The organism is Acaryochloris sp. CCMEE 5410, assembly GCF_000238775.2.
GTDB lineage: Bacteria > Cyanobacteriota > Cyanobacteriia > Thermosynechococcales > Thermosynechococcaceae > Acaryochloris.
In genome coordinates this window covers 3,196,534-3,209,169 of record NZ_AFEJ02000001.1, presented here as the reverse complement: position 1 = coordinate 3,209,169, position 12,636 = coordinate 3,196,534, and the positions used below count along the sequence as shown (strand labels likewise).

Sequence of the window (12,636 nt, the reverse complement as noted above, 5' to 3'; positions counted from 1 at the left end):
ACCTAGGATATCTACAGTGATGTTGTGATAGTCGTGGGAATTAGCCTTACTATACGGCGTGGATACCGACAATTCCAAATCTTCGGTGGCGAATATTTAGCTGATTTAACCCGAGAGGCTGGAGACGGTTTCACTGGTAAGCTCGGTTCCCCCAGCATTGACGGGTGGATCTTTGAGGGGCGGCAGCCGTAAGAGAAGGTGGGGCTTACCCATGCCGTAGGTTAAACGGTAACACCAGCTCAAAAGCTGTAGCCATAGATGGGGCCAATGCCGAGATAAAGGTTCTTGCCAACGCTGTAAAAGTTGGGGTAACCAGCCGCTAAAAAGAAAGGCGAGAATGGCGGTCCAGGTGAAGGTGAGGTAAGTGGGGACCCAGCTGAGTAATTCTTTCAGGCCAATGGCACGGGCGACCCACCAGGGGATTTTGGGCATGCGTATGCCCGCTTTGAGAATGGTGCGGGTCATAAAGAGCCAGCCCCCACGATCTTTGATGAAGTCGTCAACTTGATCGGGAGGTTCGGTGCTGAGAACGCCAAAAAAGGCATTGAGGATGGCGTTAATCCAATAGGGGGGTAGGGTGCTTTGGGGCTTAGCCATCATCCCGCGCGAGAAAATCCAGGTGGCGGCCAGATTGTCTTGGTAGGCATTGACCAGTCCGAGATCTTTGCCGGACAAGAGATTATTTTGTAGAGCGGTGTGCAATAAATGGGTGACTCGAGGGAGGTTGCGGACTAATGAGCCAAACCCGGTAAAGATGAGGGGAGAATTGAGGGAAGCGGCATCGCCAATGGAGAGGATGCGATCGCACCCCGGTAACCGATCTTGAGCATTGCGACTAAACCGTCCTGGAATATAGCCAAAGGCAGCCTTACGCCATTCCAACTGGTCTAAATCGCAGCGACGATAGTCTGGTAAACAGGCAAAGAAATCTTCAAATAGCTCTAGTAGGGACCCTGGATTCTCTTTGGAAATTTGATGGTAATAGAACAAATAAATGGTGATATCGTTGCCTTCGCCAGGAAACATTTCCCAAATCAGTTGGCGACCGCGACTGGTATCGCCATTGGTGAATAAAGGCTCACCATAATTTTGATCCCAGACACCCGGGGCAAAGCCATTTTTAACCACGCCACCAATCGTCGGACAAACACTATCAAAAGCCTGTCCGCCATTAATTTGCTGGGCAATTTGCGAGGCAGTCCCCATAGCATCGATCAACAGTCGAGACTGCATATAAGACACTTGATCGGTGTTGAGTTCACGGACCTGAACGGTAACCGAGTCTGACTCTAAAAAGGCTTGTTCAAACTCTGTGCATTCAAAGATTTGTCCACCAGCGGCCTGCAGCTTTTCTCCACAAAGCTGCAGCAGCCGATCACAATCCATCGCGACATTGAGGACGGTCGGCGTATAGAGAACGGAAGATCGAGCGGCTGGTGGATTATTGCCGCTAAAAAATAGATTGAAATTATCTTGATATTCGCGAGCAATTAACGTTTCTAGCTCGTCTGCGGTTAATAAACCGACATCCACTAGGGTTTGTAGTTCGCTACGAGAAATATTCCACTCCCGGTTCATGCGGCCAAATTTGATGCGTTCCACTAAGGCCACTTTGTAGCCCAAGCGAGCCATCATCGCTGCGGTTAAAGCCCCTAGGGCACCGCCCACAATCACCATGTCCCAGGTTGAATCTGGTTCAGCAGGGGGGGCAGTATGGACGATGGGTTGAACGGTAGGGGGTTGAGGACCGAGTTTGACCGTATCTCGCCAGCGTTTTTCCCACCAATAGGCGCGCTGCAAGTCTGCCTCACCATTGGGAATATTCTGGAAGTACTTAGCGGTCAGTGGATAATGCGGGGCTAAAGCAGAAAAAATATCTGTTTGGGCGAGATCAATCTCTGGAAAAGGTTTAGGTGCGTAGGGAAAAGCGGATTTGAGGGTGGCTTCAAAGGAACGGATCCACTCTTGTTGTCCAGATAAGGGCTGATCTGACCATTGCATCACCTTTAAATAGGTGGTGTTTAGATGCCGCCACAGAAATACAACTAATTGTGCTGAACCTGCTGTGATGTGGATCCCTGAAGTGGTGGGTGTGACAACGCTCGTGCCTAAGCCCAGCGTGTTCGCGGTTTGCTGATGCAACCACGTTTGAACGACTGCCAGATCCGGCGTGGGAATTTCCAGGTAAAGAAGTTGTTTCATGAGTTGGGCAAGCCACTAAACAGCACGGCTTTGGGGTGTCTCGCGACGCCCATAAAATACGAGCATCTGACCCAAAGGAGTGGAGGGGCAAAGCAGTTATCCATTAATCAGTGAATCTTATGCAAAGCATACCGTTTCATCGGAAACAACGGCGGAGATTGCTAAGCTTTGACACATTTGCTGGGGCTTGAGAGCTATGTGCGCACCACTTTCAGGTAGATAGAATGCCTCAAGAGATAGAATTTAGCGGCTAACGGTGGTGATAAACTGGGCCAGACGTTCGATGCCTTGTTCGATACTCGTTTGGTCAGTGGCGTAGGAAAGCCGAATGCATTGGTCGGCCCCGAAGGCGATGCCGGGAACAGCCGCCACATGACACTGTTCCAGCAAGGCTTCGCAAAAAGCAATCGATCCTAACCCCGTAAAGCTAATATCCGGAAACATATAAAATGCCCCTTGCGGTTGGGGACAGGTAACACCGGGAATAGCCGTCAAGAGCTGAAACATCAGCTGACGCCGTTGATCAAAGGCTTGGCGCATGGTTTCTACGCAATCTTGAGGCCCTTCAAGGGCAGCGATGGCACCGTATTGCGCAAAGGTGCAAACATTAGATGTGCTGTGGCTTTGCAAGCGCCCCACTGCTTGAATCAGCTCTAATGGACCCGCGAGATACCCAATCCGCCATCCCGTCATCGAATACGCTTTGGCAAATCCATTGCTGATAATCGTGTGTTGAAAGGCGGCCTCACTCACTGCGCCTATACTCAGCTGTTCAGCGCCATCATATAAAATTCTCTCGTAGATTTCGTCTGATACGACCCAAAGGTTGGCTGTAACGATAATCTCTGCTAGGGCTGCAATTTCGGCAGGGGTATAGACCATCCCCGTGGGATTAGACGGAGAATTGAGGATGACGAGGCGTGTGTGGGGAGTAATGGCTGCTTGTAGCTGCGAAGGCGTGATTTTAAAGCCGGAATGGGCATCGGTGGCCAAGGTGACCGGGACGCCTCCAGCCAATTTCACCATTTCGGGATAACTGAGCCAGTAGGGGGCGGGAATAAGCACCTCATCACCAGGATTGAGGAGAACCTGCATTAAGTTATAGAGAGATTGCTTGCCCCCGTTCGTCACCAGCACGTTCTCTGCTTGGAAATTTAAGCGATTCTCTTGCTGTAATTTATGGGCAATGGCTGCTCGCAATTGGGGCTCGCCTGGGGCAGGGCCATACTTGGTTTTTCCTTGATCTAACGCTTGTTTCGCGGCAGCTTTGATGTGATCAGGGGTATCAAAATCGGGTTCGCCAGCACTAAAACTTAAAACATCAATACCGTCAGCCCGCATTGCTTTTGCTTTTGCTGAGATGGCTAAGGTCAAAGATGCAGACACCTGACCAATGCGGTCTGCCAGTTTCATGCTGACTCCGAGATTGAGGATGGGGGGCTATTTGGAATAGCATACCGCACCCTCTGAAGGAGCAAATCAGAATTCCCTCTTAAGAATTGAATCTTCTTTTGAGAGGGGGGTAAACGATAGGGCAAGACCGACGCTATCCAGGCAAACCCAAGATTATGATCTGTCTGAAAATCGCTCTTGGTAAAGGGCCGTGATGTGATGGATCACCTGCTCGATGGTCATGCCATCCGTATTGATTTCTACGGCATCGTACGCTTTTCGCAGGGGAGCAAATTCTCGTTGACTGTCCTGCTGATCGCGACTGGCAATTAGGTCTTCTAATTCAGCTTGTGTCTGGGGGGGTAAGTTCTGATTTTTTTGATCCTGATGCCGACGGCGAGCCCGTTCTTCTATGGAAGCCGTTAAGAAGATTTTGAGGCCTGCTTCAGGAAAGACATGGGTGCCAATATCTCGCCCTTCGGCAATCAGGCCCCCCTGACGCCCTAATCGTTGCTGTTGTTTAACGAGGGCTTCTCGCACTGGGGGTTGTGCAGCAACGGCGGACACCAGGGCAGTCACGTCTGGGGTCCGAATGGCTTGGGTGACTTCCTGTTGATTGACCCAGACTTGGGGCGGTTGTTGAGGGTCTGAATGGGGCTTGAGTTCGATCTGACAATCTTCGACGAGATCTGCGATCGCAAATGGGTCTGATACCTCAACCTGCTGGTCTAGGGCCAGCCAAGCGACGGCTCGATACATGGCTCCCGTGTCTAGATATTGCAATCCCAAGGCTTGGGCACAGCGACGGGTGACCGTTGATTTGCCCGCCCCAGCAGGCCCATCAATGGCCAGGATGGGTAAGCGGGCATCCAAAATCAGATTGTCGATCAGTCGGGCCGAGCCGACGCGGGCGGCAATGGCAACTAGACCTTGGGTGGTGATCTGTTCTAGGGGCTGCAACGTTGCAGGATCGACCAGATCGATATACTCCACCTCCACCTGGGGTTCTTTGGCTAAGGTTTGGGCCACGGTGGTAAGGACAGCGTTGCGATCGCAACTTCCCCCCTGAAAGGTGTGCCTAGCAGCTTGCAAACTATGGTGCAAAATGGTGGCTTGTTGTGCTTCTTGGGGATTTAAGTACTGATTACGAGAACTTAAAGCTAAGCCTGCCGCATCCCGAATCAGCTTGCAGGGGACAATTGTGACATCTAGATTGAAGTCCTGAACCAGACGTTGAATAATTGCCAGCTGTTGAGCATCTTTTTGGCCAAAGTAGGCCCGAGTCGGCTGGACGATATTCAGCAACTTCAAGACAATGGTTGCTACCCCGGTGAAATGATCGGGGCGATGGGGCCCACAGAGATATTCTGTAAGAGACGCAGGCGGAATCACCTGGGTGAAGGGAGCATCGGAGAGGAGGGTGTCTGTAGATGGGGCGAAAATAGCATTGACCCCCTGCGCTTGGCACAAGGCTTGATCTTGATTTAAAGTTTGCGGATATTCGGCCAGGTCTTCATGGGCGGCAAACTGAAGCGGGTTGACGAAAATGCTAACAATCACACATTGATTTTCTTGACGAGCCCGCTGAATCAAGCTGAGATGCCCTGCATGCAATGCTCCCATGGTCGGCACCAACCCAATCTGACCAATGACTGTACTGGAAGGGCTGGCGCCTGTATTAAGGTTGCCAGGCAAACAGCGCAAGAAATGACGCAGTCCTGACACCGTTCGAATAATCGGCACATTGTCCATGACAGTTAGAAAAAAAGGCAGACGACAGGGCCAGTTCCTTGATGAGGTGCTTTGGCAAAGCGATCGGGATGACTGGTCTCTAAGCTAGTGTATCGTCTGGCGGTTGATGGTGTTGTCAGCCTAGGGTGGGGAAGATGAAAAGAGTAGAAATACTAAAAGCCATGCTATATAAGGTTTTAGGTAATTAACGCTGGGTTAAATTAAAAGATTAGGATCGAGCATAGAACTGCTGAAGCATCGTGTTGAATTTGGCAAAATCAAAGCTCCGGGGATCAGATCGCTCGCCAGAACGGTCCACTTTTGCATGGGTGGTGACGCGCTGACTGGGAACCCCTGTGCGAGCAATGAGCCAGGCCAGGGATTGGTACTGAGCTTCTGAATAGCCTCCGTGGCTAGGGCCATTGTGATTACCGTCCGGCGGGGTTTCCAAGGCAATGTGATAGGCGAAGTTATTGACGGAGGCCGGTAGGTCTGGATTGGTTTTGACGGCTTCAGGACCATTAGCACCGACAAATACGGAGTTGCCCGCACCAAAGGCTCGATGCTCTGGGGGGACAAGATAGACGATAGTCCCATCGAGAAAAATTAAGGCATGGTAACTGGCTTGGTCTTCATCCCGAGGATGAGGCGTTTGAAAGTGACGGATGGCGCTCATGCCAGAACCCACCGTCTCATGTAGAACAATCAGCCAGTTATTTTGTACCGATTGGCCTTGAACGTTTTTGGCGAATCGTTCTCCGTAGTTCGTGGGATGAACGGTTGCTTTCACCTCTCTAGGTTGCGCAAAGGCAGAAGAAACACTAGTCAGAGGACGCTGAGGAACAGGAGGCTGGGGCGTAATGGGCGCTGGATTACTGGGGGCTGGTTCAGGGGTAAGAGGGGCGGTCGGGGGACAACCTCTGGATCAGCCAAGACAATATCTGACTGCACGTCAGGCAAGTTCTCCGGTGTGGGAGCGGAGAGAGTTGAGGGAGTGGGGCCTTTGGGGGCGGCTGATGTGGAAGCAGATTCTTTTTCAGTCACACTCCAAAACCCGAACGCACTGGTAATGAGGCCAGCAGCAATGGATAAAACAAGGGTTAGGAAAACGTTGCTTTTAGTCATGGTTGATAGGTCTTCCCAACTGAATTTGCAGAATTAAGGGTCCAGCAGCCATATGGATGGGTACAAATCCCTTGAGAATGACGTCAAGGTGTAGACACTAATATCTACTTATAAAGATCATATACGTCAAGAAACTATAAAAAAGTCAACAATATCACTTTTTCTGCAGATGAAGCGCTAAAACGACCTAGGCTTCATAATCTTGTATGCCCATTTTGCAAGAGAAGTTAAACGATTTGGGCAGGCTGGAGGTAGCTCATTAGGGTATCGATAATCAGGGAGCTATGAGTCTGAAAACAAGATGGGTTTGGCAAAGTTGCATGGCCTTGTGCCTATGGGGGAATGCCATGGGCGGGGCGTTAGCCCAGCCGATTCTCCCAGGAGAGATGGCGGATCAGATGGGGGTTCGGTCGGAAGAGAAAGCGATGACTCCGATGGATCCTGCTTTAGTATCGGCCATAGTCCAGTTGCAAGGACTGAAGGTGCCTGAGCCTCAGGTGCAGGGAGGCGCTCGGCTGCCCCTGTTTGCGTTGCCGGGCACGTCCGTTTATACCGTGAATGCTCAATTGCGGGGGCTGTCAACCCGGTGGTTAGTGGATACTGGAGCGTCTACCTCAATGGTGGCCACACCTGTTGTTGAGGCACTGGGTTTACAAGGCAAGCCTATCCCCAACCGACGGCTGTCCTTTGCCGTGGCGGGGAATGACTGTCCCAATATGAATGCGACGCTCCAGCAGCTCCCCCCACTAGCGTTGGGCCAGCTCCAGGTCAAAGGACTGCATAGTCTGCAGTTTGCCAATACGGTCATTCCGGCAGAATTGTCTGGGGTCTTAGGAATGGATGTACTCAGGCAGTTTGATTTACATTTGCACCCCGGCAAAGCAACCCTGAGCTTATTACCGCCAACGCCATTGCCTGTTGATGCGATCGCAACTGCAGTACCCCTCCAGGAAAAACTAGGGGTGATGGTGGCCCAGCTCTACATGAACGGGAAAGGTCCATTTCGGGTGTTGCTAGATACGGCGGCGGACAGCACCTTTATTTCTAAGCAAGTGGCAGCAAAGCTCAACTTGGATGCAGCGACGCTGAGCCCGATTCAAATCCGGGGATTTTGTGGTTTGGAAGACGCGATGCGATCTCAACTGGACTCCGTTACCCTGCATCGTTATCAGCAGCGAAATTTAGACGTGATTGTCTTATCTTCCAGCATTCTCAAAGTACTGAAAGTGGACGGTATTCTGGGGCAAAATTTTCTGCGCCATTATCAGCAATATTGGCGGTTTAATTCAGCTTCACAGACAGGCAGTTTGCTCCTGGTGCCCCTTGCCCCCTCAGCGCCATCTCCTTAAGAGGTTATGCGGATTCAGCAATGCTGACTAGCTCAATGTCAAAGGTTAGATCTTCACCAGCGAGAGGATGATTACCATCTAGGGTGACTTGATCTTCAATAATCTCGCTGACCATCACCGGAATGACCTGTCCTTCGGGGTTTCTGATCTGCAATTGTTGCCCCACTTCTAATTCAAAATCGCTGGGAATTTGCTCCCGGAGGACGGTAACCACCATATCTTCATGGCGGGGACCATAGGCTTGATCGCAGACAATCGTCTCAGTTTTGGACTCACCTGGATTCATGCCAATGACGGCTTGTTCAAATCCTGGAATAACTTGTTGCCCCCCAATGGAGAATTTTAAAGGCTCGCGCTCTAAGGAAGAGTCGAAGACGGAACCATCATCCAGTTTGCCCGTATAGTGAATTGATACGGTATCTCCGACTTTGGCTGCTGCCATGATTCTGCTCCTGAGATGAATGAACGGCACCAGTGGACTAACGCATTATTTGCCCACTGGGTCACAAGTGCAATGAACACCTTTATTTACCTACGGCCACGCATTCTACGTCGTTCTCGATGTCTGGCAGTCATTTTTCGCTGTCGCTTTTGAGCGGGAGTCTCAAAATGGCGGTTTTTTTTCATGTCGGCAAAGATGCCGGCTCTAGATACTTTCCGTTTAAATCGACGCAGCGCGGATTCTAATTGCTCATCGTCTCCGAGGACCACTTGGGTCATTCAAGATTCTCCAACTAATATGGTTGAACGTTTAGATGCCAGACAATACTGTATACCTAGACATCAAAAGCAGGTAAGGGAGGATGGGGTCGCTACCCTTACCTGATAAGGCTTGCAACAGTTACCGTTGCTAGGATTGAGTTTGCCTCAACCCCATAAATGATATTTGGATTAATATCTTTGGTTGCCGCCCCATCCACTGCTAGTGGGTCTGGGGGTACGAGGCTTGGCTTTGTTGACCTTCAAGGTCCGGCCCATCCACTCAGCCCCATCCAATTCTTCGATGGCTTTCTCTTCGTTAGATTCGTCTTGCATTTCTACAAATCCAAATCCACGTTTGCGACCTGACTCACGATCCACAGGAAGCTTGACCTGCTTGACTTCTCCATATTCCGCAAAAACTGCGCTTAGATCGTCCTCTGTAACCTCATAAGATAGGTTACCGATGTAAACTGTCATACCTTACCTTCAAAAATCAAATGAACAATGTATCGAGATTGGGATGCGGAGGTAAGTCAACTAACTCAGGACGAAAGGATAAATCTTCTTGAATCTAGCCAAAACTTGGCCTACCGACGTTTGGTCTCTCCGGTTATTCTAGCGTTACTGCCGCCAAGTTCAAAGAGGCAATTGATCGATCCTTGTAAGGAAAGACCGACAGGCACAGGTAAATATGGCAGAATTTAATCTAATGCTGCCTTAGTTTACAGGCTCGTATTCTCCTCTTCAGAGTATTTTAAGTTTATGATTGCCACCGCTCCGTCCCTATCTAGCCAATATGATCCCGCGGCCACCGAAGCCAAATGGCAAGAGACTTGGGAAGCGAACAACGTCTTTAAAGCAGATCCAAATCATGAGGGTGCTCCCTATTGCATCGTCATTCCTCCGCCGAATGTGACGGGCAGCTTGCATATGGGTCATGCCTTTGAGGCGGCGTTAATTGATGTGCTGATTCGTTACCATCGCATGATTGGTGATAATACCCTGTGGTTACCGGGAACGGACCATGCCAGCATTGCCGTGCATACCATTCTGGAGAAGCAGCTGCAGGCAGAAGGTAAAACCCGCTATGACATTGGCCGGGATGAATTTTTAGAACGGGCGAAGCGCTGGAAAGCTGAATCGGGGGGCAAAATTGTCCATCAGCAGCGGCGATTAGGCGTTTCGGTGGACTGGACCCGCGAGCGGTTCACCATGGATGAAGGCTTGTCCAAAGCGGTGAATAAAGCCTTTGTCCAGATGCATGAAGAGGGACTGATCTATCGGGGCAACTATATGGTTAATTGGTGTCCTGCCAGCCAATCCGCCGTCTCTGATCAAGAAGTCGAGAATAAAGAGGTAGATGGTCATCTCTGGCATTTCCGCTATCCCCTCAGTGATGGTTCTGGTGCTGTAGAAGTTGCTACCACGCGCCCAGAAACGATGCTGGGAGATACGGCGGTAGCGGTAAATCCGAAAGATGAACGCTACCAAGATCTGATTGGTAAAACCATCAAGCTGCCAATTACAGAACGGGAAATTCCGGTGATTGCCGATGAGTTGGTCGACCCAGAATTTGGCACGGGCTGTGTTAAGGTCACGCCTGCCCATGACCCGAATGACTTTGCCATGGGTCAGCGACATCATCTGCCCTTCATTAACATCCTTAATAAGGACGGCTCTCTCAATGAAAACGGCAACGTTTTTGCCGGCTTAGATCGGTTTGAAGCCCGTAAACGCGTGGTGGCTCGTCTGGAAGAAGACGGCTGTCTGGTGAAAACAGAAGCGTATCGCCATAGCGTTCCCTATAGCGATCGCGGCAAGGTACCTGTTGAACCCTTAATCTCCACCCAGTGGTTTGTCAAAACAGAGCCCCTCGCCAAACGCACCTTGGCGTTCCTAGATGACCAGAATTCACCCGAATTTATTCCTGAACGTTGGACGAAGGTCTACCGAGATTGGCTAGTGAATCTGCGAGACTGGTGTATTTCTCGCCAACTGTGGTGGGGACATCAAATCCCGGCCTGGTACGCTATTAGTGAAACTGAGGGCGAAATTCGCGAAGATACGCCGTTTGTGGTGGCGGAAAATGCGGCATCGGCACAGCAAAAAGCGGTGGAACAGTTTGGACCTGATGTACAGCTGCTTCAAGATCCAGATGTTTTAGATACCTGGTTCTCATCTGGCTTGTGGCCCTTTTCCACCTTGGGCTGGCCAGAGGAAACGGCGGATTTATCCACCTATTACCCCACCGCCACCTTGGTAACCGGCTTTGACATTATTTTCTTCTGGGTCGCCCGTATGACGCTGATGGCAGGGCATTTCACGGGAGAGATGCCTTTTAAAGATGTCTATATCCACGGCTTGGTGCGGGACGAGAACAATAAGAAAATGTCCAAGTCGTCTAATAACGGCATCGATCCGCTGATCTTGATCGACAAATATGGCACGGACGCTCTTCGCTATACCCTGATTCGAGAAGTGGCCGGTGCAGGACAAGATATTCGCCTGGAATACAACCGCAAAACCGATGAATCCACCTCTGTAGAAGCCTCTCGTAACTTTGCCAATAAGTTGTGGAATGCCTCGCGGTTTGTGTTGATGAACCTGAATGGACAAACGCCTGAGCAGCTGGGGCAATCTGCGATCGCCGATCTAGAACTGGCCGATCGCTGGATTTTGTCTCGATATCATCGCTTGGTGCAACAGACCCGCAATCAAGTGGATGCCTATGGTTTGGGTGAAGCGGCCAAAGGTCTGTATGAGTTTATTTGGGGTGATTTCTGTGACTGGTATATCGAACTGGTCAAGCCTCGCCTCCGTCAGGAAGGCACAACCTCCCAGCGAGTGGCCCAGCAAACCCTGGCCTATGTCTTGGAAGGAACCCTGAAGCTATTTCATCCGTTTATGCCTCATATTACGGAAGAGATTTGGCAGACCCTGACTCAACCGACGTCAGAGCAGTATTTAGCCAGCCAGCCTTACCCAGAAGCTGCTGATATCCAGTTGGTGACTGAAACGGTACCACTGACTGCAGATAGTGCAAATGCACCTGCTAAAGCAGCAGCGCCTGAACCTGAAACGATACCGGAGCCAGAGCCGACTGCTCAAGCTGACGAGGCGTCAGAGCCTGAACCCGAAATTCGTGATTTCAGTTGGCGGGATGCCTTCCTGGCCTTTGGAGAATTGCCTGCTAGCGTCGGGCGTTTTCTGAACGCGAATCAAACGATTTTCCTCTGGAGCAGTGCGTTCTTCTTGGGCATCGTCAGTTTGGCGGTTGTTGCAGCCGTGTTAGGGGCCATTAATCACGTTCCCTTCTTGGGCAGTTTCTTTGAATTGGTGGGGTTGGGATATTCCCTTAACTTTGCTTATCGTCGCCTGCTTTGGTACGACGATCGCAAAGCCTGGGTTGAATCCTTGCAAAAGAAAACAGAAGAAATTTTACCGCTGCTGAATGATGCCAAGACGTTGGAGACGACTGCTGAAGCCCTAGGCGGAGATTTGGCCTTGGCGGAACCGACAACGCCAGAGGCCCATGATGATCCAGAGACCCATGTCGATATCGATGCTGTAGATGATAGTGCACCTAAAAATTCACCGCCCGAGCCCACAGAAATTTTAGGTGCAATGTCAGAACAGTTCACAGCCTGGGTCGATCCGGGACTAGAAGAGCAGTTTGAGCTGGTGATTGAGACCATTCGCACCATTCGTAACCTGCGGGCAGAAGCCAGTATTAAGCCTAAGCAACCGATTAAAGTTATTTTGCAAAGCGAAAGCGATCTCGAACGGCAAATCCTCACAGCGGGTCAAACCTATCTCCAAGATTTGGCTAGAGTCGAGTCCTTGAGCATTACTCCAACCGTTGAAGGGGAAGTCAAACAGACCATTATCGGTGTAGTAGGTACGGTTCAAGTCCTCCTTCCCCTCAGCGGTGTCGTAGATGTGGAAATTCTCAAAGCTAAGCTAGACAAAGATCTGAAAAAGGCAGAAGCTGAAATTCGGTCCTGTAGCGGTCGCTTGAACAATGCCAATTTTGTAGACCAAGCCCCACCTGCAGTTGTTCAGGGGGCACGCGATACCCTAGCTGAAGCTGAGAAACAAGCTGAGATCTTGCGCGATCGCCTAGAGCGACTCTAGG

General features: G+C 50.6%; 10 protein-coding genes. 2 read left to right on the top strand and 8 right to left on the bottom strand.

What is annotated here, in order from left to right:
* Positions 1–105: 105 nt before the first annotated feature.
* The 5 genes from ON05_RS14640 to ON05_RS14620 form a co-directional block, all read right to left on the bottom strand.
* The gene (locus ON05_RS14640) at positions 106–2,202 is read right to left on the bottom strand and encodes an FAD-dependent monooxygenase (protein ID WP_010476177.1); all 2,097 of its coding nucleotides are present in this window, start codon (positions 2,200–2,202) and stop codon (positions 106–108) included.
* A gap of 243 nt (positions 2,203–2,445) precedes the next feature.
* Positions 2,446–3,615, bottom strand: a complete 1,170-nt coding sequence (locus ON05_RS14635) for a pyridoxal phosphate-dependent aminotransferase (RefSeq protein ID WP_010476176.1) — start codon at positions 3,613–3,615, stop codon at positions 2,446–2,448.
* Positions 3,616–3,768: 153 nt separating this feature from the next.
* Positions 3,769–5,337, bottom strand: a complete 1,569-nt coding sequence (locus ON05_RS14630; RefSeq protein WP_396149333.1) for a bifunctional pantoate--beta-alanine ligase/(d)CMP kinase — start codon at positions 5,335–5,337, stop codon at positions 3,769–3,771.
* A 217-nt stretch (positions 5,338–5,554) separates the two neighbouring features.
* Positions 5,555–6,115, bottom strand: coding sequence for an N-acetylmuramoyl-L-alanine amidase (locus ON05_RS14625; protein ID WP_262561776.1), 561 nt, complete (start codon positions 6,113–6,115; stop codon positions 5,555–5,557).
* Positions 6,116–6,150: 35 nt separating this feature from the next.
* Positions 6,151–6,450 carry a hypothetical protein gene (locus tag ON05_RS14620; protein ID WP_262561774.1) on the bottom strand — a complete coding sequence of 100 codons (300 nt, stop codon included), beginning with the start codon at positions 6,448–6,450 and terminating at the stop codon, positions 6,151–6,153.
* 320 nt (positions 6,451–6,770) lie between these two features.
* Here ON05_RS14620 and ON05_RS14615 point away from each other — a divergent pair, with 320 nt between their 5' ends.
* Positions 6,771–7,799, top strand: a complete 1,029-nt coding sequence (locus tag ON05_RS14615) for a retropepsin-like aspartic protease (RefSeq protein ID WP_010476173.1) — start codon at positions 6,771–6,773, stop codon at positions 7,797–7,799.
* Positions 7,800–7,803: 4 nt separating this feature from the next.
* Here ON05_RS14615 and ON05_RS14610 read toward each other — a convergent pair whose 3' ends face one another.
* The 3 genes from ON05_RS14610 to ON05_RS14600 form a co-directional block, all read right to left on the bottom strand.
* Positions 7,804–8,241 (bottom strand): peptidylprolyl isomerase, encoded by a 438-nt coding sequence (locus tag ON05_RS14610; protein ID WP_010476172.1) that lies wholly within the window; start codon positions 8,239–8,241, stop codon positions 7,804–7,806.
* A gap of 86 nt (positions 8,242–8,327) precedes the next feature.
* Entirely contained in the window at positions 8,328–8,519 is a 192-nt protein-coding gene (gene rpsU, locus ON05_RS14605) for a 30S ribosomal protein S21 (RefSeq protein WP_010476171.1), read from the bottom strand.
* Positions 8,520–8,690: 171 nt separating this feature from the next.
* Positions 8,691–8,978, bottom strand: a complete 288-nt coding sequence (locus ON05_RS14600; protein ID WP_010476170.1) for an RNA-binding protein — start codon at positions 8,976–8,978, stop codon at positions 8,691–8,693.
* A 285-nt stretch (positions 8,979–9,263) separates the two neighbouring features.
* On the opposite strand from ON05_RS14600, the gene ON05_RS14595 reads away from it, so the two are divergent.
* The gene (locus ON05_RS14595; RefSeq protein WP_010476169.1) at positions 9,264–12,635 is read left to right on the top strand and encodes a valine--tRNA ligase; all 3,372 of its coding nucleotides are present in this window, start codon (positions 9,264–9,266) and stop codon (positions 12,633–12,635) included.
* Position 12,636: the final 1 nt, after the last annotated feature.

Coding starts and splice junctions, on each gene's coding strand:
- ON05_RS14640 (WP_010476177.1), bottom strand. CDS start 2,202: ATGAAACAACTTCTTTACCTGGAAATTCCCACGCCGGATCTGGCAGTC.
- ON05_RS14635 (WP_010476176.1), bottom strand. CDS start 3,615: ATGAAACTGGCAGACCGCATTGGTCAGGTGTCTGCATCTTTGACCTTA.
- ON05_RS14620 (WP_262561774.1), bottom strand. CDS start 6,450: ATGACTAAAAGCAACGTTTTCCTAACCCTTGTTTTATCCATTGCTGCT.
- ON05_RS14615 (WP_010476173.1), top strand. CDS start 6,771: ATGGCCTTGTGCCTATGGGGGAATGCCATGGGCGGGGCGTTAGCCCAG.
- ON05_RS14610 (WP_010476172.1), bottom strand. CDS start 8,241: ATGGCAGCAGCCAAAGTCGGAGATACCGTATCAATTCACTATACGGGC.
- rpsU (WP_010476171.1), bottom strand. CDS start 8,519: ATGACCCAAGTGGTCCTCGGAGACGATGAGCAATTAGAATCCGCGCTG.
- ON05_RS14600 (WP_010476170.1), bottom strand. CDS start 8,978: ATGACAGTTTACATCGGTAACCTATCTTATGAGGTTACAGAGGACGAT.
- ON05_RS14595 (WP_010476169.1), top strand. CDS start 9,264: ATGATTGCCACCGCTCCGTCCCTATCTAGCCAATATGATCCCGCGGCC.